Source organism: Microbacterium sp., assembly GCF_049661145.1.
In the GTDB taxonomy this organism is placed as follows: Bacteria; Actinomycetota; Actinomycetes; order Actinomycetales; family Microbacteriaceae; genus Microbacterium.
Map to the genome: position 1 here is coordinate 1 of NZ_JBASZT010000421.1, position 18,881 is coordinate 18,881.

The following is an 18,881-nucleotide window of genomic DNA, read 5'->3' on the forward strand; positions in this document are numbered from 1 at the left end:
GCCGCGTCGTGGGCGCCGGGGATGCCCGCCGCGACGCCGGCATCCGTGCCCTCGAACGACACCTCGATGCGGGTGAGGTGGCGCAGTTCGGCGAGCGTGCCCGACTCGACGATGCGGCCCGCGCGGATGATCGACACCCGGTCGCACAGCAGCTCGACCTCGGAGAGGATATGGCTCGACAGCAGCACGGTCGCCCCGGCCGCCTTCACGCGGGCGATCTCCTCGCGGAAGACGACCTCCATGAGCGGATCGAGGCCGCTCGTCGGCTCGTCGAGGATGTACAGTTCGGCGGGCACCGCGAAGGCGGCGACGAGCGCGACCTTCTGCCGATTGCCCTTCGAGTACGCCCGCCCCTTCGTGCGCGGGTCGAGCTGGAACGTCGACAGCAGGCGCTCCTTGGATGCTGCGTAATGCGGGCCGTGTCCGTCGCCGTGCAGCCGGGCGAGCAGGTCGATGGCCTCACCACCGGAGAGATTGGGCCAGAGCGAGACGTCGCCGGGGACGTACGCGATACGGCGGTGGAGGTCCGCGGCATCCCGCCACGGATCGGCGCCGAAGACCTGCGCCGATCCGCCGGTCGGCCGGGCGAGGCCCAGCAGGATGCGGATGGTCGTGGACTTGCCGGCGCCGTTGGGTCCGAGAAAGCCGTGCACCTGCCCCTGATCGACGGTCAGGTCGAGTCCGTCGAGGGCGTGGACGCGGCCATAGCGCTTGTGCAGGCCGCTCGTGGAGATGACTGTGGTCATGATCGGCACGCTACGCTCGTTTCACAAGTTTGTGAATACTCTGAATCAGAGCCGCGATTGTCTCGTGCGAGTCCCGCGCCGCAGCGCAACGCGCCTTTCCCCACCGCCCGTTTGCCCGGGCGCGTCATACGGCGTAGTATTGACCGGGTGTGCGCTCTCGCGTGCCGTCTGCTGTGCCTCGGCTCTGCAGACCACCGCGAGCCGCACCGCAGGGACCGGTCTGCGAACAGGCCACCCCCACGGCATATCCACCACACCCAATCGCGGCGCACAGCCGCGCCGGTGGATCTGTGGTGAAACCACCATCGCTGTCACCGTGCAGCACCTGCGCCGAGCCCGAAGCCCGAGCACGAGCCCGAAGCTCCGAGCGAAGCGCAGCACAACGAGGAGAGAACGTGCCAACCATTCAGCAGTTGGTTCGCAAGGGACGCTCGCCCAAGGTCTCGAAGACCAAGGCGCCCGCTCTGAAGGCGAACCCGCAGCAGGCGGGTGTCTGCACCCGTGTCTACACGACCACGCCCAAGAAGCCGAACTCGGCCATGCGCAAGGTCGCCCGAGTCAAGCTCCGCAACGGCACCGAGGTCACCGCCTACATCCCCGGCGAGGGCCACAACCTGCAGGAGCACTCGCTCGTGCTCGTCCGCGGCGGTCGTGTCAAGGACCTCCCCGGTGTCCGCTACAAGATCGTTCGCGGCGCCCTGGACACCCAGGCCGTCAAGAACCGCAAGCAGGCCCGTAGTCGCTACGGCGCCAAGAAAGGCTGAGTGAGATGCCTCGCAAGGGACCCGCACCCCGCCGCCTCGTCGTCAACGACCCGGTCTACGGTGCTCCGATCGTCACCCAGCTGGTGAACAAGATCCTCGTCGACGGCAAGAAGTCGATCGCCGAGGCCATCGTCTACAACGCCCTGAAGGGCGTCGAGGCCAAGAACGGGCAGGATGCCGTGGCCACGCTCAAGAAGGCCCTCGACAACGTCCGTCCCACCCTCGAGGTCAAGAGCCGCCGCGTCGGTGGCTCGACCTACCAGGTGCCGGTCGAGGTCAAGCCGCACCGCGCGAACACGCTGGCGCTGCGCTGGCTCGTGAGCTACGCGAAGGGCCGTCGTGAGAAGACGATGACCGAGCGGCTGCAGAACGAGATCCTCGACGCCTCCAATGGCCTCGGTGCCGCGGTCAAGCGTCGCGAGGACACCCACAAGATGGCCGAGAGCAACCGCGCTTTCGCCCACTACCGCTGGTGATTTCGATACGCGGCTGCGCCGCTGCTCAATCACCTGGGTAGTGTCGCGGCCGCGTCATCGTGCACACTGCCCTCGATACACCGCGCCTCCGGCGCGGCACTCGATCACCGAGAGGAACACCCCCGTGGCACAAGAAGTGCTCACCGACCTCAACAAGGTCCGCAACATCGGCATCATGGCGCACATCGATGCCGGCAAGACGACGACGACCGAGCGCATCCTGTTCTACACGGGCGTCAATCACAAGCTGGGCGAGACTCACGACGGTGCCTCGACGACGGACTGGATGGAGCAGGAGAAGGAGCGCGGCATCACGATCACGTCTGCCGCCGTGACCTGCTTCTGGAACAAGCACCAGATCAACATCATCGACACCCCCGGTCACGTCGACTTCACGGTCGAGGTGGAGCGGTCGCTGCGCGTCCTCGACGGCGCGGTCGCCGTCTTCGACGGCAAAGAGGGCGTCGAGCCGCAGTCCGAGACGGTGTGGCGTCAGGCCGACAAGTACGACGTGCCGCGCATCTGCTTCGTCAACAAGATGGACAAGCTGGGCGCCGACTTCTACTTCACGGTCGACACCATCGTGGGCCGCCTGGGCGCGAAGCCGCTCGTGCTGCAGCTGCCGATCGGCGCCGAGAACGACTTCGTCGGCGTCATCGACCTCGTCCAGATGCGGGCGCTCGTCTGGCCCGGCGACGCCAAGGGCGATGTCACGATGGGTGCCAAGTATGAGGTGCAGGAGATCCCCGCCGACCTCGCCGACCGCGCCGCGGAGTACCGCGAGAAGCTGCTGGAGACGGTGGCCGAGAGCGATGAGGAGCTGCTGGAGAAGTACTTCGGCGGCGAGGAGCTCACGCTCGACGAGATCAAGGGCGCCATCCGTAAGCTCACCGTCACGGGCGAGCTGTACCCCGTCCTCTGCGGCTCGGCGTTCAAGAACCGCGGCGTGCAGCCGATGCTCGACGCGGTCGTGGACTACCTGCCATCGCCCCTGGACGTGCCCGCCATCGAGGCGCACGACCCCAAGGACGAAGAGAAGATCATCGAGCGTCACCCCGACGCGAACGACCCGTTCGCGGCCCTCGCGTTCAAGGTCGCGGTGCACCCGTTCTTCGGCCGGCTGACCTACATCCGCGTCTACTCGGGTCACCTCGACTCGGGTGCTCAGGTCATCAACTCGACCAAGGGCAAGAAGGAGCGCATCGGAAAGATCTTCCAGATGCACGCCAACAAGGAGAACCCGGTCGACTCGGTCACGGCGGGCAACATCTACGCCGTCATCGGCCTGAAGGACACCACCACCGGTGACACCCTCGCCGATGTCAACGCGCCCGTCGTGCTCGAATCGATGACCTTCCCCGAGCCCGTCATCGAGGTCGCGATCGAGCCGAAGACCAAGGCCGACCAGGAGAAGCTGGGCACCGCGATCCAGAAGCTCGCCGAAGAGGACCCGACGTTCCGCACCGAGCTCAACCCCGAGACCGGTCAGACCGTCATCAAGGGCATGGGTGAGCTGCACCTCGACATCCTCGTGGACCGCATGAAGCGCGAGTTCAAGGTCGAGGCCAACGTCGGAAAGCCGCAGGTCGCGTATCGCGAGACGATCAAGAAGGCCGTCGAGCGTCACGACTACACGCACAAGAAGCAGACCGGTGGGTCGGGTCAGTTCGCGAAGATCCAGTTCGCGATCGAGCCGCTCGAGGTCACGGCCGACAAGACGTACGAGTTCGAGAACAAGGTCACCGGTGGCCGCATCCCGCGCGAGTACATCGAGCCGACCAACCAGGGCTTCCAGGACGCCATGAACGTCGGCGTGCTCGCCGGCTATCCCATGGTGGGCGTCAAGGCGATCCTCCTCGACGGTGCGAGCCACGACGTCGACTCGTCCGAGATGGCGTTCAAGATCGCAGGATCCATGGGCTTCAAGGAGGCCGTCCGCAAGGCGCACCCGACGATCCTCGAGCCGCTGATGAGCGTCGAGGTCCGCACTCCCGAGGAGTACATGGGCGACGTCATCGGCGACCTGAACTCGCGTCGCGGGCAGATCCAGTCCATGGAGGATGCCGCGGGCGTCAAGGTCGTGCGTGCCCTCGTCCCGCTGTCGGAGATGTTCGGCTACATCGGCGACCTGCGCTCGAAGACCTCGGGCCGGGCCGTGTACTCGATGGAGTTCGACTCGTACGCCGAGGTCCCCAAGGCCGTCGCCGACGAGATCGTCCAGAAGAACAAGGGCGAGTGAACGGATGCCGGGGGCATCACCCCCGGCATCCACCCGCCGTCAACCGGTGATCGAGTGCCCGCCGAAGGCGGGTGCATCGAGATCACCGGCACCCAAACTGAATACAGAACCGTCAACTACACTGACACCATCCCCGTAGAGCACCGGTCGCAATCCAGCGCCCGGAACCTCTACACGAATGTCCTGAGGAGGACCCAGTGGCCAAGGCCAAGTTCGAGCGGACCAAGCCGCACGTCAACATCGGAACGATCGGTCACGTCGACCACGGCAAGACCACGCTCACCGCTGCCATCTCGAAGGTGCTCGCCGACAAGTACCCGTCGGCGACCAACGTGAAGCGTGACTTCGCGTCGATCGACTCCGCTCCCGAAGAGCGTCAGCGTGGCATCACGATCAACATCTCGCACGTCGAGTACGAGACCCCCAAGCGTCATTACGCGCACGTCGACGCGCCCGGTCACGCCGACTACATCAAGAACATGATCACCGGTGCCGCCCAGATGGATGGTGCGATCCTCGTTGTGGCGGCCACCGACGGCCCCATGGCGCAGACGCGTGAGCACGTCCTGCTGGCCAAGCAGGTCGGCGTGCCCTACCTGCTGGTCGCGCTGAACAAGGCCGACATGGTCGACGACGAGGAGATCCTGGAGCTCGTCGAGCTCGAGGTCCGTGAACTGCTCAGCTCGCAGGACTTCGACGGCGACAACGCGCCGGTCGTCCGCGTCTCGGGTCTGAAGGCGCTCGAGGGCGACGAGAAGTGGGTCGACTCGATCGTCGAGCTCATGGAGGCCGTCGACGAGTCCATCCCCGACCCGGTGCGCGACAAGGACAAGCCGTTCCTCATGCCGATCGAGGACGTCTTCACGATCACCGGTCGCGGCACCGTCGTCACCGGTCGCGCCGAGCGCGGCACGCTGGCGATCAACTCCGAGGTCGAGATCGTCGGCATCCGTCCGACGCAGAAGACGATCGTCACGGGTATCGAGATGTTCCACAAGCAGCTCGACGAGGCCTGGGCCGGCGAGAACTGTGGTCTGCTCCTGCGCGGCACCAAGCGTGACGACGTCGAGCGCGGCCAGGTCGTCGCCAAGCCCGGCTCAGTCACCCCGCACACGGTGTTCGAGGGCACGGCGTACATCCTCTCCAAGGAGGAGGGTGGCCGTCACAACCCGTTCTTCACGAACTACCGCCCGCAGTTCTACTTCCGCACCACGGACGTCACCGGCGTCATCACGCTGCCCGAGGGCACCGAGATGGTCATGCCCGGCGACACCACGGAGATGTCGGTCGAGCTCATCCAGCCGATCGCCATGGAAGAGGGCCTCGGCTTCGCGATCCGTGAGGGTGGCCGCACCGTCGGCGCCGGCACGGTGACCAAGATCATCAAGTGAGCCGAGCCGGATCAATCTTCGCGTAGCGAAGTTGATGCGGCTGCGGCTCAGGTTGAGTAGCCGCGCGCCTGTGCGCGGCGTATCGAAACCTTCGCCCGCTCACCGGTGGTTGAGTAGCGCCGCGTAGCGGCGCGTATCGAAACCATCTCGCACCACGACGAAGACCCCCGGGGAGTTCATCTTCCGGGGGTCTTCGGCTTCCGCTGGCGCCGTCGCAGGGCCACAATAGGGCTGAGCCCGCACGGGCAGCGCTATCGCCCGCGAGGGCAGAAGGAGTGGTCAATGGGTATCGACGACATCGTCAACCAGGGCAAGGAGTTCCTGGAGCAGAACAAGAGCAAGATCGACGGCGTCCTCAAGAGCGACCAGGCCGAGGACATCAGCGACAACGTGCTGGATGCCGCCGCCGACTTCGTCAAGAAGGTGGCGCCGGACCAGTTCGACGGGCACATCGACAGTGCCCGCAACGCCGTGGACGGCGTGATCGGAAACAAGTAGCAACAGCTCGAGGGAAGGGCCGGGACCTCACGTCCCGGCCCTTCCGTCGTGTCGCCCGGCCCTCGCCTGACGCTCAGAGACCGCTCCATCGGCCGATCGGCCAGAGGATCACGAGGGCTCTGCCCACGACGTCGCCCTGCTGCGCCCATCGCCAGCACGTGGCGTCGGCGTCGGGTGCTCGGCATCGTGCCGCGGAGTCCGAGGAGTTGGAGCGATGATCGCCGAGCACGAGGTAGCTGTTGTCGGGAACCGTGACCTCGTCGAAGCAGCGCTGCGAACGCGGCGCGGTGGTGCAGTCGAGCACGCCCGGGGTGAAGGGGAAGTCCTCGTACACGTAGGGTTCGTCGATGGGATCGCCGTCGACGATGACCCGGCCCTGCTGGTCGCAGCACTCGACGGTCTGACCGGATGCGGCGATCACACGCTTGACGAGGGTGTGCGGGCCCGAGGGACCGAAGCCGGTGACCTCTCCCACCCAGCGCAGCGCGGCCCGCAGGGGATCGACGGATGCCGGCGACCCGGTGTTCCACGTCTCGTCCGCGTCGAACACGACGACATCGCCGGTGTGAGGGCCACCGCCCACGAACGCGAGCCGGTTCACGAGGATGCGGTCGCCCGGGATCAGCGTCTGCTCCATCGAGCCGCTGGGCACGACGTACGGTTTGGCCACGAAGGAGAGGATCAGCCCGAAGACGACGAAGGCGGCGACGAGGTGGAACCAGGCGCTGCCGGTGATGCGCCGCCACAGCGGCCGCGGCGCGTCGCGCGGCGGGGCGGGGGAGGGCGCAGTCACCCCACCACGCTACCGGCCGCCCCGGGTGCCCCCGTCGCGCTGGCGCACTTCGCGGCGCGGCAGCGCCCCTGAAAAAGCTAGGATGAACGGTCGGGGGTGGGAATGACCGACGAGACCGTTGTTCGGGCTCCGCGACGGCAGTGGGGCGCTGAGCGGAAGACGGCGCCGATGGCGATCCTACACCAGCGACCGTCGACGTCGAAGATCGTTTGGGGCCGCATCGCGATCATCGTGACGATCCTCGCGTGGCTGATGTACGTCATCACGACCGTCGTCCGCGAGTTCATCGAGGGTCACGCCCAGACGTTGCGATTCGTGCTGGAAGCCATCTCGTACCTGCTCGTCGTGACCTTCCTGACCTTCTCGGCGCTGATGTACCTGATGGCGCGTCAGGGCGCCCTCTACCGGTTCCGCGACCACCAGCGCGTGCCGCGCGGCCTCCTCGAGGCGCACTTCGATGACGGCGTCGAGCGCGCGGTCACCGTGCTCATCCCGTCGTACCGCGAAGAGCCGGACGTCGTCAGCAAGACGGTGTGGTCCGCCGCGCTGCAGGAGTTCCCGCGGAAGCGGATCGTTCTGCTGATCGATGATCCGCCGCAGCCCTCCGACCGCGAGAACATCCAGCTGCTGGAATCGGCGCGGGCGCTCCCCGCCCTCGTCATGGCAGCCCTGGAAGAGCCCCGGGTCCGCGTCACGGACGGCCTCCGTGACCTGCGGGAAGCCCTGGCCGGAAAGGATGCCGTTCCCGCCGAGGTGCTGCAGCGCATCGCCGACGACTACCGGTATGCCGCTGACTGGCTCGAGGAGCGGGCGCGCGGGCGGGTCATCGCCGACCACATGGACGCGTTCTATGTCGACCGTGTGCTGGGCGGGCTCGCCGGTGATCTGCGATTGACGACGATCGCCCTGGACGGCGCGCTCGCGCAGCACGAGGCGCCGACACCGGAGCGGGTCCGCCAACTGCAGGAACGGCTCGTGCGGATCTTCACGGCCGAGGTGGAATCGTTCGAGCGCAAGCGATTCGCGTCGCTGTCGCACGAGGCCAACAAGGCGATGAACCTGAACGCGTACATCTCGCTCATGGGTGCCCGCTGGAAGGAGGAGGCGACGGCCGACGGCGTCGCGCTCGTTGCGGCCGCCGCCGACGAGCCGGCCGCGCTCGACGTCCCGGACAGCGAGTACCTGCTCACCCTCGACGCCGACTCGATGCTGCTGCGCGACTACTGCATGCGCCTGGTCCATCTGCTCGAGGAGCCCGGCAATGAGCGCGTCGCGGTCACCCAGACGCCGTACTCGTCCTACCGGGGCGCACCGAGCCGCATCGAGCGCATCGCCGGGGCGACGACCGATATTCAGCACATCCTCCACCAGGGGATGACCTACTACAACGCGACGTTCTGGGTCGGCGCCAACGCCGTGATCCGTCGCCGCGCCCTCGAGGACATCGTCGAACGTCAGACCGTCGCCGGCTACGAGATCTCCACCTATATTCAGGACAGGACGGTCATCGAGGACACCGAGTCGAGCGTCGACCTCGGCACTCACGGCTGGACGCTCGTCAACTACCCGGAGCGGTTGAGCTACAGTGCGACGCCGCCGGACTTCGGCTCGCTCGTCGTGCAGCGCCGCCGCTGGGCGAACGGTGGGCTGCTCATCCTGCCGAAGCTCTCGAGGCAGCTGAGCGAGCGACGCTTCCGCCGTGATCGGATCCTGCACCGCGAGGTCATGCTGCGGGTCAACTACATGGCATCCATCGCCTGGGCGAGTCTCGGTCTCGTGTTCCTGCTCGCCTATCCCTACGACAGCCGTCTGCTGAGCCCGTGGGTGGTCGCCGCCGCCGCCCCCTATTTCCTCTGCATGGCGTCGGACCTGCGTGAGAGCGGACACCGCGGCAGCGACGTGTTCCGTATCTACGGCTTCAATCTGGTGCTGCTCGCCGTCAACATCGCGGGCGTCCTGAAGTCGATCCAGCAGGCGCTCACAAACGCGAAGATCCCGTTCGCGCGCACGCCGAAGGTGCGCGACCGGACGGTCGCGCCCGGCCTGTTCGTGTTCGTCCCGTATGTCATCGTGGCGTTCTCGATCCTCACGGTCTGGCGCAACGTCGGTGCCCAGAACTGGGGCAATGCGGCGTTCGCCGCGATCAACGCGTTGCTGTGCGGGTGGGCTCTCGTCGCGTACATCGGCATCCGGAACTCGATCGTCGACATGTTCCTCGGCGTCGTCGATTGGCTCTACGTCCCCGTGAAGCCGCGACGCGAGAAGAAGGGAGCGCCCGTGCCGCGCGAGCCGAAGCCGGTCGACTGGGCCGGGATCCTGTATCACGGAGACCGGCGCCTCGGCCGCGACGTCACCCGCAAGAACGATCTGCGGCGTCGGGTCAGCCCGCGCTGAGGGATAGACCGCACATGTCGAAGAGGTTCCCGGGTCGCCGGTTGTCCATCGTGCGTCTGGCGCTCGTGGTGGCGGTCGTCGTCGCTCTGGTCGTCGGCGGCGTCTGGGGGTTTCGTTGGTGGCAGGACAACCAGCTCGCGCAGGCGAGAGCCCCCTGGTACGCGAGCTACGTCGATGCGACGGCCACACCCGAGTACGCATTCGAGACCGCCACCGACGAGGTGGGTCGCAACGTCGTCCTGGGATTCGTCGTCGCCGCCACTCCTGACGAGTGCACACCCACGTGGGGCACGCACTACACCCTCGAGGCCGCGCAGACCGACCTCGATCTGGATCGTCGCATCGCGCGACTCCGCCAGGCCGGCGGAGATGTCATCGTGTCGTTCGGCGGACTGCTCAACACCGACCTCTCGGTCGCCTGCGGGAGTGTCGACGACCTCGCGGGACAGTACCGAGCGATCACCGACCGCTATCACCTGACGACGATCGACCTCGACATCGAGGGCGAAGCGCTCACCGACACGGCGGCAGCCGAGCGCCGCGCGGAGGCGGTCGCGCAGATCCAGCGGGAGCAGATCGATGCCGGCGATGCTCCGCTGCAGGTGTGGCTCACGCTGCCCGTCGCGGCGGATGGCCTGACCGCCGATGGGGTGGCCGTCCTGCAGGCCTTCGTGGACGCCGGCGCCACGGTGGCCGGTATCAACGCGATGACGATGAACTTCGGCGCGGATGCCGACGATATGGCCGACCTCGTCGTCCCCGCGCTCGAGGGCACGCACCGTCAGCTGATGGCGGTCTACGCGGATGCCGGAGCACCGGTCGGGGGTCAGACCGCGTGGCGGATGGTCGGGGCGACGCCGATGGCCGGCCAGAACGACGTCGTCACGGAGGTCTTCACGCTCGACGACGCGCGGAAGCTGAACGCGTTCGCCCTCGAACACGGCATCGGACGCGTGTCGATGTGGTCGGCGAACCGTGACCGCCCGTGCTCTGCGGCGTACGTCGATCTGACGGTCGTATCCGATTCGTGCAGCGGTTTCCCCCAGGGGGACGAGACGTTCGCGGCGATCCTCGGCGACGGCTTCACCGGCACTCCCGACCAAGCGGCCACGGCGTCGCCGCCGGCCACGCTGCGCCCTGAGGACATCGTCGACCATGCCGCGACGAGCCCGTACCCGATCTGGGATGCCGAGGCTTCCTATCCGGTCGATACCCGCGTCGTGTGGCGACGCAACGTCTATGTCGCGATGTGGTGGACGATGGGCACGCAGCCCGACGACCCCTCCGTCGCGATCCTGGACAACCCGTGGCGGCTCATCGGCCCGGTGCTGCAGGGGGAGACACCGGTGCCGACCCTGAGCCTGCCCGATGACTTCTATCCGTCGTGGGTCTCGACCGAGGCGTACTCGGGGGGCGATCGAGTCATGCTCGGCGGGATCGCTTACGAGGCGCGCTGGTGGACACAGGATGACAATCCCGCGGCCGGACAGCTCGACCCGGGGGATTCGCCGTGGCGTGTGCTGACGCAGGCTGAGATCTCGTCGCTGCTGGACGGGGAGTGACGCGAGGCTCACTCGGTGTACGCGCGCAGGCCGCTGCGCTCGAGCCGCGCCGCCATGAGCTCGGCCGACAGCGCCGCACCGAAGCGGTAGCCCTGCATGTAGCGGACGCCGACCCCGACGAGTTCGTCGTACATCTCGTCGCTCTCGACGCCCTCCACGACCATCTGCACGTCGAGGCTGCGCGCGAGCGTCGCCATCGAACGCATGACGACCCGCGACCGGGGGGCCGGGAGGTCGCGGGGGAGTGCCTTGTCGATCTTCAGCACGTCGATCGGATTCTCGACGATCGACAGCAGCGTTGAGAACTGCTGCCCGAAGTCATCGAGGGCGACGCGGACTCCGGCCTCGTCGCGCAGGGTGGCGACGGCGGCGCGGGTCTTGTCGGAGGTCCGGTTCAGGGACGACTCGCTGAGCTCGAGGGTGACGACGATGCCGCTGCCGCAGACCTGCTCGCGCAACGTCTCCACGAAGACCGGATCGGTGAGCTGTTCCACGTCGATGTTGACGTGGACATCCACGAGGTCGGGCACGACGGCATGGAAGCGTCGCAGGTCGGCGACAGCCGTCGTCAACACGTGCGTGCTGAGCGCGGTCAGCAGGTCGAGGCGACGCGCCTCGTGGACGATGACGTCGGCGGACAGTCCCCGCAGTTGGGGCTCGCCGGGGCGCACCAGCGCTTCCAAGGCGATGATGCGGTCTTCGACGCGGTCGACGATCGGCTGATACACGAGAGTGAGGCGACGCTCGCGGATCGCCGCGGCGATCGCGGTCACGAGCTCCACGACATCACCCCCCGGGTGGATGACGGGGACGGATGCGGTGTCGTCGATGAGCGCGATGGGAGCGGCCAGGGAGCGGCCGCGTGTGGCGTACATCCGTGAGTCGGCCGCGGCGAGGAGTCCGCCGAGGTCGGCGCGGTCGGCTCCGGAGAAGGCCACGCCGGACGACAGCGCCACGGCCATGACGGTCGTCCCGACGAGAACCGGTGCGCTCGCCGCGCGGAGGATCTCGTCCGCCCGCGCCCGCGCCGTCTCTTCATCGTCGGCGTCGTCGATGATCAGGGCGAACTCGTCGCCGCCGATGCGGGCGATGGTCTCCCGGTCGGGGATGAGCGCGGCCTGCATGCGTGTGGCGATCGTCCGCAGCACGACGTTCCCGGCTTCATGGCCGTAGCGATCGTTGACTTCTTTGAAGCCGTCGATGTCGACGTACACGATCGCGAGGCCAGGCGTGTCCGCGCCGCGCCGGGCGGACCGCTCGAGGAGCTTGTAGAACCCGCGGTAGTTCGGGAGCCCTGTCAGTTCGTCGGTCGCCGCGGCGCGTTCGAGACTCTCGCGCTCGCGCCTGGCGGCAGCCATGGTGTCGGCGATGTGGGCGATCGCCTCGAGCACGCGCTGGTCGCGCACGAGGAACGGCGCCTGTGCCGCGCCGCGGCGCGCGACGAGGTAGCCGTCGGTGAGCGGTGTGACGATCTCGTTGCTGTTGCGTCCCACCGTCTCGCGGAGCTCGATGGTGTAGCGGGGCAGCGCGCGCCGGGCGAACGCGAGCGCGTGCTCGTCGATCGGCGTCTCAGTCTCCCACGGCAGCGCGACGGCCGCCCGGAGCGTCCCCTTCAATCGACGCGCCGACAGATTGAGTTCTCGGAGGATGCCGGCGGTGAACGCACCGCTGCCGAGCACCATGAGGGCGACCACGCCGCCGAACGCCGCCCCCTCCGGCCCGTCGCCCGCGGCGCTGGAGGCGGCGTGCATGAGCCACAGCGCCGCGATGGTCACCGCCGAGACGATGACCCAGGTCAGCAGTGCGCGCGATACCAGGATGTCGCCGATCACCCGGCGCAGCCCCAGGGTGGTGACGATGGACTGGCGGATCACCGAGATGGTCATCCGCACGAGCACGTAGAGCGCGACCGACGCCGGAACCGAGAGTACCCATGGGACGCCGCGCGACTCGAACCACAGCCAGACGGGGATCGTCACGAACGCGGCACCGACCATGTAGGCGGTCAGCTCCGCCGCATCGCCGACCTGTCGCAGCCGCACCACCGCACCGACGAAGTATGCGGCGGTCCAGATGCCGAGCGCGAGCGCCGTCTCGGTCGCCGACACGCCGAGCAGGAGCATCCCGGGTGCGACGCTGAGAATGAGGGAACCGTCCGTCGGGGACACCGCGATCGTCAGCGCTGAGGAGGCGGCGACGCTCGCTAAGCCGATGAGCGTCAGGAACGGGTGGTCGAGGGCCGCGCCCATCGTCATGCTCGTCACGATGACGACGAGGACCGCGGCGGTCCACCCGATCTCCCATGCACGCGCGGCCCGATCGCTCAGACGCCGCGCGACCGCGGGCGTATGCGCGAGAGTGTGGGGGACGGGGACGGCGCGCGGCATATCGTCTACGGTATTGCCCGTGGGTGTTGACGCCGCGCAGGCGACCCCCTTGGAATCCGCTCACGAAGTGAGCTCTCCGTGCCCACAGACCTCGCTGTCGTCGGATTTGACGATAGAGGGTATCCATCTTGGTGCCTCCGCGGTGCGTCCACATTCTTGTGGATGAGCTCTGCCTCGTGGTGGCCCCGGAGGCTGTCGGCTGGCAATGGTCACATCTTGATGCTCAGGGAGCATCAAGATGTGACCATTCAGCGGAAACGACCGGCGGGCACAATCACGGACCCCGCCTCACGCGTTCAGCGGTCGCTGGGGCACAGTCACTGGCCCCGACACTGTGCTGAAGCGACTGCTGAACCACGCCGTCGGGGTCCGCACCGCGGTCCCGACCAGCAGGCCGCGGCGGTGCTGCGCGGGTAGCTCGACGGTACGGATGACACGAGCAGGGCGCGACACGCCCGGGTTTGCGACACGCCCGGGCGTCACGTAAGCTAGTCAGGTTCCACATTCCTGCGCGCGCGGATCCGACAAGAACTGCGCGCTGCGGGATCACTGCCAGGGCAGTGCATAGACCGGCGACAGCCAGCGTCTAGGCCGCGGGCAGCAGAACAGACATCCACCCACCGTTCAGTTGGGTGCCGTGCGTCCGCGCGCGGGTTGACATGAGAACAGCGGTGCAGCATCCGGTGCGAGAGCACCACCGTGCGTCCGATGCCCGAGAGGTATGACGCGAGAAAGAGAGTGAGCAGACAATGGCGGGACAGAAGATCCGCATTCGCCTGAAGTCGTACGACCATGAGGTCATCGACACCTCGGCGCGCAAGATCGTCGACACCGTGACCCGTGCGGGCGCGACGGTCGTGGGCCCCGTGCCCCTCCCGACCGAGAAGAACGTCGTGTGCGTCATCCGGTCGCCCCACAAGTACAAGGACAGCCGCGAGCACTTCGAGATGCGCACCCACAAGCGCCTCATCGACATCATCGACCCGACGCCCAAGGCCGTCGACTCGCTGATGCGTCTCGACCTCCCGGCCGATGTCAACATCGAGATCAAGCTCTGAGGTCCCGGTCATGGCACACGTCAACGAAAAGGTCTCCAAGGGCCTGCTCGGCACGAAGCTGGGCATGACCCAGGTCTGGGACGAGAACGGCAAGCTCGTTCCCGTCACCGTCATCGAGGTCGCCCCGAACGTCGTCACCCAGGTGCGCACGCCGGAGCGCGACGGCTACAACGCCGTGCAGATCGCCTACGGCCAGATCGACCCGCGCAAGGTCAACAAGCCCCTCACGGCCCACTTCGAGGCCGCCGGGGTCACCCCTCGCCGTCACCTCACCGAGGTGCGCACCGCGGATGCCGCTGACTACTCACTCGGTCAGGAGCTCACCGTGGACGGCACCTTCGAGGCCGGCCAGCTGGTCGACGTCGTCGGCACCAGCAAGGGCAAGGGCACCGCGGGTGTCATGAAGCGCCACAACTTCAAGGGTGTCTCCGCCTCGCACGGTGCACACCGCAACCACCGCAAGCCCGGTTCGATCGGCGCCTCGTCGACCCCGAGCCGCGTCTTCAAGGGCATGCGCATGGCCGGCCGTATGGGCGGCGAGCGCGTGACCGTCCTCAACCTCACGGTGCACGCCGTCGACGCCGAGAAGGGTCTGCTGCTCGTCAAGGGCGCCGTCCCCGGAGCGCGTGGCCGCATCGTCTACGTCCGCAACGCAGTGAAGGGTGCCTGAACATGGCTGACTCCAATCTCGCGCTCGATGTCGTGACGGCAGGCGGTGAGAAGGCCGGCTCCGTGGAGCTGCCCGCCGCTCTGTTCGACGTCAAGACGAACATCCCCCTCATCCACCAGGTCGTCGTCGCGCAGCTCGCGGCGGCTCGCCAGGGCACGCACTCGACCAAGCGTCGCGGCGAGGTCTCCGGCGCCGGCCGCAAGCCCTTCAAGCAGAAGGGCACGGGTAACGCCCGTCAGGGCTCGATCCGCGCGCCGCACATGACCGGCGGTGGCATCGTTCACGGCCCGAAGCCGCGTGATTACGCGCAGCGCACCCCCAAGAAGATGATCGCCGCAGCTCTGCTGGGCGCGCTCAGCGACCGCGCTCGCGGTGGCCGCCTGCACGTCGTCGACTCGTTCGGCATCGACGGCGCCCCCTCGACCAAGGCCGCTGCCGCCGTGCTCGCCGGTCTCGGCGCGGTCAAGAACGTCCTCGTGGTCACCGGCCGCGACGACGAGCTGACCGTCAAGAGCGTCCGCAACCTCGGTTACGTCAACGTGATCGAGACCGGTCAGCTCAACGCCTACGACGTGCTCGTCTCCGACGACATCGTCTTCACCAAGGCCGCCTACGACGCGTTTGTTTCGTCCAAGAGCGCCGCCACCGAGGAGGTCTCGGCATGAGCACCGTCAGCGTCAACAAGGACCCGCGCGACATCATCCTGAAGCCGGTCGTGTCGGAGAAGAGCTACGGGCTCATCGACGAGGGCAAGTACACGTTCCTCGTGGACCCCCGCGCGACCAAGACCGAGATCAAGCTCGCGATCGAGAAGATCTTCGGCGTCAAGGTCGCCGCGGTCAACACGCTCAACCGCTCGGGCAAGTCCCGCCGCACCCGCTTCGGCACCGGTAAGCGCAAGGACACCAAGCGCGCCATCGTCACGCTCCGCTCGGGCACCATCGACATCTTCACGGCCGTCGGCTGACCGCTGGGATAGAAGAGGACAGAACATGGCTATTCGCAAGTACAAGCCCACGACCCCGGGTCGTCGCGGTTCGTCGGTGGCCGACTTCGCCGAGATCACGAGGTCGACCCCGGAGAAGTCGCTGCTGCGTCCGCTCGCCAAGACCGGCGGCCGCAACAACCAGGGCCGCATCACGACGCGTCACATCGGTGGCGGTCACAAGCGTCAGTACCGCGTCATCGACTTCCGTCGCAACGACAAGGATGGCGTGGACGCCAAGGTCGCGCACATCGAGTACGATCCCAACCGCACGGCGCGCATCGCGTTGCTGCACTACGTCGACGGCGAGAAGCGCTACATCCTCGCGCCGAACAAGCTGCAGCAGGGCGACATCGTCGAGTCCGGTTCGTCGGCCGACATCAAGCCCGGCAACAACCTGCCCCTGAAGAACATCCCGACCGGTACCGTCATCCACGCCATCGAGCTCCGCCCCGGCGGCGGTGCGAAGCTGGCGCGCTCGGCCGGCGCGAGCGTCCGCCTCGTCGCGAAGGACGGCCCGTACGCCCAGCTGCGGCTGCCCTCCGGCGAGATCCGCAACGTCGACGCGCGCTGCCGCGCGACGATCGGCGAGGTCGGCAACGCCGAGCAGTCGAACATCAACTGGGGCAAGGCCGGCCGCAAGCGCTGGAAGGGCGTGCGACCGACCGTCCGTGGTGTCGCGATGAACCCGGTCGACCACCCGCACGGTGGTGGTGAGGGCAAGACGTCCGGTGGACGTCACCCCGTCTCTCCTTGGGGTCAGGCCGAGGGTCGCACCCGGCATCCCAACAAGGAGAGCGACAAGTACATCGTCCGCCGACGCAACGCCGGCAAGAAGCGCAAGTAGGAGTAGAGGAAGATGCCTCGCAGTCTTAAGAAGGGCCCCTTCGTCGATGAGCACCTGCTTCGCAAGGTCGCCTCGCAGAACGAAGCCGGCACCAAGAACGTCATCAAGACCTGGTCGCGCCGTTCGATGATCATCCCGGCCATGCTGGGTCACACCATCGCCGTGCACGACGGACGCAAGCACATCCCCGTGTTCGTGTCCGAGACCATGGTCGGCCACAAGCTGGGCGAGTTCGCGCCCACCCGCACCTTCCGCGGCCACGTGAAGGACGACAAGAAGGGCCGCCGCCGCTGACGCGGTGGCGATCCTGGAGAGGACTGGAGGAGGAGAGACATGGTGGATTCCATCGCACGCGTCAAGCACATTCGCGTGACCCCTCAGAAGGCTCGTCGTGTCGTCGCGCTCATCAAGGGCAAGCAGGCGCAGGAGGCACTCGCCATCCTGAAGTTCGCGCCCCAGAGCGCCAGCGAGCCGATCTACAAGCTCGTCGCCGCGGCTGTCGCCAACGCCCGCGTGAAGGCGGACAAGGACGGCGAGTACCTGGACGAGCAGGACCTGTACGTGCGCAACGCGTACGTCGACGAGGGCACGACGCTCAAGCGTTTCCAGCCCCGTGCTCAGGGCCGCGCGTTCCAGATCAAGAAGCGCACGAGTCACATCACGGTCGAACTGGCCACGCCCGAGCTGACGGATGCCGCGACCACTGCCAAGAAGAAGGCGAGCAAGTAATGGGACAGAAAGTCAACCCGTACGGCTTCCGCCTCGGCATCACCACGGACCACGTGTCGCGCTGGTTCTCGGACTCGACCAAGCCGGGGCAGCGTTACGCCGACTACGTGGCCGAGGACATCAAGATCCGTAAGCTCCTGCAGACGCAGCTGGACCGCGCAGGTGTCAGCGGCATCGAGATCGAGCGCACGCGTGATCGCGTCCGCGTCGACATCCACACCGCCCGCCCGGGCATCGTGATCGGCCGCCGGGGAGCCGAGGCCGAGCGCATCCGCGCCGACCTCGAGAAGCTCACCGGCAAGCAGATCCAGCTGAACATCCTCGAGGTCAAGAACCCCGAGGCCGACGCTCAGCTGGTCGCCCAGGGCATCGCCGAGCAGCTCTCCGCACGTGTGGCGTTCCGTCGCGCGATGCGCAAGGGTCTGCAGGGCGCGCAGCGCGCCGGCGCCAAGGGCATCCGCATCCAGGTCTCCGGCCGTCTCGGCGGCGCCGAGATGAGCCGCTCGGAGTTCTACCGCGAAGGCCGAGTGCCCCTGCACACGCTCCGCGCGAACATCGACTACGGCTTCTACGAGGCCAAGACCACGTTCGGCCGCATCGGCGTGAAGGTCTGGATCTACAAGGGCGACCTGACCGCCAAGGAGCTCGCGCGCGAGCAGGCCAACGCACCGAAGCCGCCCCGTGGTCGCGACGACCGCGGCGACCGTCGTCGTGGCCCCCGTAGCGAGGCCCCCGTCGCAGAAGGAGCATCGGCATAATGCTTATCCCCCGCAAGGTCAAGTACCGCAAGCAGCACCACCCGGGACGCTCGGGTCAGGCCACCGGCGGCACGAAGGTCTCCTTCGGCGACTACGGCATCCAGGCGCTGACCCCCGCGTACGTGACGAACCGTCAGATCGAGTCGGCTCGTATCGCGATGACGCGTCACATCAAGCGTGGCGGCAAGGTGTGGATCAACATCTACCCCGACCGTCCGCTGACCAAGAAGCCCGCCGAGACCCGCATGGGCTCCGGTAAGGGCTCGCCGGAGTGGTGGGTCGCCAACGTCAAGCCGGGTCGCGTCCTCTTCGAGGTCGCCGGTGTCAACGAGCAGCTCGCTCGCGAGGCACTCACCCGGGCAATCCACAAGCTGCCGTTGAAGGCACGCATCATCAAGCGCGAGGAGGGCGACGCGTAATGGCCGTCGGTACCAAGACGCTCGCACCCAGCGAGCTGGACACGTTCGAGGACCAGCGCCTCGTCGAGGAGCTGCGCAAGGCCAAGGAAGAGCTGTTCAACCTGCGCTTCCAGTCGGCCACCGGCCAGCTCGACAGCCACGGCCGCATCCGTGCGGTCAAGCGCG

20 protein-coding genes are annotated in these 18,881 nt (G+C 67.3%); 17 read left to right on the top strand and 3 right to left on the bottom strand.

Features of this window, described 5'->3' with window-relative positions:
- Positions 1-746, bottom strand: a 746-nt coding sequence (locus tag WBP48_RS17435; protein ID WP_424442004.1) for an ABC transporter ATP-binding protein, incomplete at its 3' end; no start/stop codon positions are given.
- 395 nt (positions 747-1,141) lie between these two features.
- Here WBP48_RS17435 and rpsL point away from each other — a divergent pair.
- The 5 genes from rpsL (at position 1,142) to WBP48_RS17460 (ending at position 6,114) form a co-directional block, all read left to right on the top strand.
- Positions 1,142-1,510, top strand: a complete 369-nt coding sequence (gene rpsL, locus WBP48_RS17440; protein WP_018171438.1) for a 30S ribosomal protein S12 — start codon at positions 1,142-1,144, stop codon at positions 1,508-1,510.
- A gap of 5 nt (positions 1,511-1,515) precedes the next feature.
- Positions 1,516-1,986, top strand: coding sequence for a 30S ribosomal protein S7 (gene rpsG / locus WBP48_RS17445; RefSeq protein WP_424442005.1), 471 nt, complete (start codon positions 1,516-1,518; stop codon positions 1,984-1,986).
- A 124-nt stretch (positions 1,987-2,110) separates the two neighbouring features.
- On the top strand, positions 2,111-4,225 hold the full coding sequence (fusA, locus tag WBP48_RS17450) for an elongation factor G (RefSeq protein WP_424442006.1): 2,115 nt from the start codon (positions 2,111-2,113) through the stop codon (positions 4,223-4,225).
- Positions 4,226-4,422: 197 nt separating this feature from the next.
- Positions 4,423-5,616, top strand: coding sequence for an elongation factor Tu (gene tuf, locus WBP48_RS17455; RefSeq protein WP_424442007.1), 1,194 nt, complete (start codon positions 4,423-4,425; stop codon positions 5,614-5,616).
- A 282-nt stretch (positions 5,617-5,898) separates the two neighbouring features.
- The gene (locus tag WBP48_RS17460; RefSeq protein WP_424442008.1) at positions 5,899-6,114 is read left to right on the top strand and encodes an Rv0909 family putative TA system antitoxin; all 216 of its coding nucleotides are present in this window, start codon (positions 5,899-5,901) and stop codon (positions 6,112-6,114) included.
- Between the two features lie 73 nt (positions 6,115-6,187).
- On the opposite strand, the gene lepB is transcribed toward WBP48_RS17460, so the two are convergent.
- Positions 6,188-6,907 carry a signal peptidase I gene (gene lepB, locus WBP48_RS17465; protein ID WP_424442009.1) on the bottom strand — a complete coding sequence of 240 codons (720 nt, stop codon included), beginning with the start codon at positions 6,905-6,907 and terminating at the stop codon, positions 6,188-6,190.
- Between the two features lie 168 nt (positions 6,908-7,075).
- On the opposite strand from lepB, the gene WBP48_RS17470 reads away from it, so the two are divergent.
- Together WBP48_RS17470 and WBP48_RS17475 are read left to right on the top strand one after the other, a co-directional pair.
- Positions 7,076-9,301, top strand: coding sequence for a glycosyltransferase family 2 protein (locus tag WBP48_RS17470; RefSeq protein ID WP_424442010.1), 2,226 nt, complete (start codon positions 7,076-7,078; stop codon positions 9,299-9,301).
- A gap of 14 nt (positions 9,302-9,315) precedes the next feature.
- Complete coding sequence (locus WBP48_RS17475; RefSeq protein WP_424442011.1) at positions 9,316-10,863, top strand: chitinase; 1,548 nt, start codon at positions 9,316-9,318, stop codon at positions 10,861-10,863.
- An 8-nt stretch (positions 10,864-10,871) separates the two neighbouring features.
- Here WBP48_RS17475 and WBP48_RS17480 read toward each other — a convergent pair whose 3' ends face one another.
- Positions 10,872-13,250, bottom strand: coding sequence for an EAL domain-containing protein (locus WBP48_RS17480; RefSeq protein ID WP_424442012.1), 2,379 nt, complete (start codon positions 13,248-13,250; stop codon positions 10,872-10,874).
- A 749-nt stretch (positions 13,251-13,999) separates the two neighbouring features.
- On the opposite strand from WBP48_RS17480, the gene rpsJ reads away from it, so the two are divergent.
- The 10 genes from rpsJ to rpmC all read left to right on the top strand — a co-directional run.
- Positions 14,000-14,308 carry a 30S ribosomal protein S10 gene (gene rpsJ / locus WBP48_RS17485; protein WP_005050520.1) on the top strand — a complete coding sequence of 103 codons (309 nt, stop codon included), beginning with the start codon at positions 14,000-14,002 and terminating at the stop codon, positions 14,306-14,308.
- Between the two features lie 10 nt (positions 14,309-14,318).
- Positions 14,319-14,978, top strand: a complete 660-nt coding sequence (gene rplC / locus WBP48_RS17490; RefSeq protein ID WP_424442013.1) for a 50S ribosomal protein L3 — start codon at positions 14,319-14,321, stop codon at positions 14,976-14,978.
- 2 nt (positions 14,979-14,980) lie between these two features.
- Positions 14,981-15,643 (top strand): 50S ribosomal protein L4, encoded by a 663-nt coding sequence (gene rplD, locus WBP48_RS17495; RefSeq protein WP_424442014.1) that lies wholly within the window; start codon positions 14,981-14,983, stop codon positions 15,641-15,643.
- A complete protein-coding gene (gene rplW, locus WBP48_RS17500) occupies positions 15,640-15,945 on the top strand; it encodes a 50S ribosomal protein L23 (RefSeq protein WP_424442015.1) in 306 nt (101 codons plus the stop codon). The genes rplD and rplW overlap by 4 nt, the downstream gene beginning before the upstream one ends.
- Before the next feature lie 25 nt (positions 15,946-15,970).
- Complete coding sequence (gene rplB, locus WBP48_RS17505; protein WP_424442016.1) at positions 15,971-16,810, top strand: 50S ribosomal protein L2; 840 nt, start codon at positions 15,971-15,973, stop codon at positions 16,808-16,810.
- A 12-nt stretch (positions 16,811-16,822) separates the two neighbouring features.
- The gene (gene rpsS / locus WBP48_RS17510; RefSeq protein WP_204962799.1) at positions 16,823-17,104 is read left to right on the top strand and encodes a 30S ribosomal protein S19; all 282 of its coding nucleotides are present in this window, start codon (positions 16,823-16,825) and stop codon (positions 17,102-17,104) included.
- Between the two features lie 39 nt (positions 17,105-17,143).
- A complete protein-coding gene (gene rplV, locus WBP48_RS17515; protein ID WP_424442017.1) occupies positions 17,144-17,539 on the top strand; it encodes a 50S ribosomal protein L22 in 396 nt (131 codons plus the stop codon).
- Positions 17,539-18,297 (top strand): 30S ribosomal protein S3, encoded by a 759-nt coding sequence (gene rpsC / locus WBP48_RS17520; RefSeq protein ID WP_424442018.1) that lies wholly within the window; start codon positions 17,539-17,541, stop codon positions 18,295-18,297. The genes rplV and rpsC overlap by 1 nt, the downstream gene beginning before the upstream one ends.
- Positions 18,297-18,716: a 50S ribosomal protein L16 gene (rplP, locus tag WBP48_RS17525; RefSeq protein ID WP_424442019.1), complete on the top strand. Its 420-nt coding sequence runs from the start codon at positions 18,297-18,299 to the stop codon at positions 18,714-18,716. The genes rpsC and rplP overlap by 1 nt, the downstream gene beginning before the upstream one ends.
- Positions 18,716-18,881 (top strand): 50S ribosomal protein L29 (rpmC, locus tag WBP48_RS17530; RefSeq protein ID WP_424442020.1); only part of this gene is annotated, 166 nt, incomplete at its 3' end. The genes rplP and rpmC, both read left to right, overlap by 1 nt.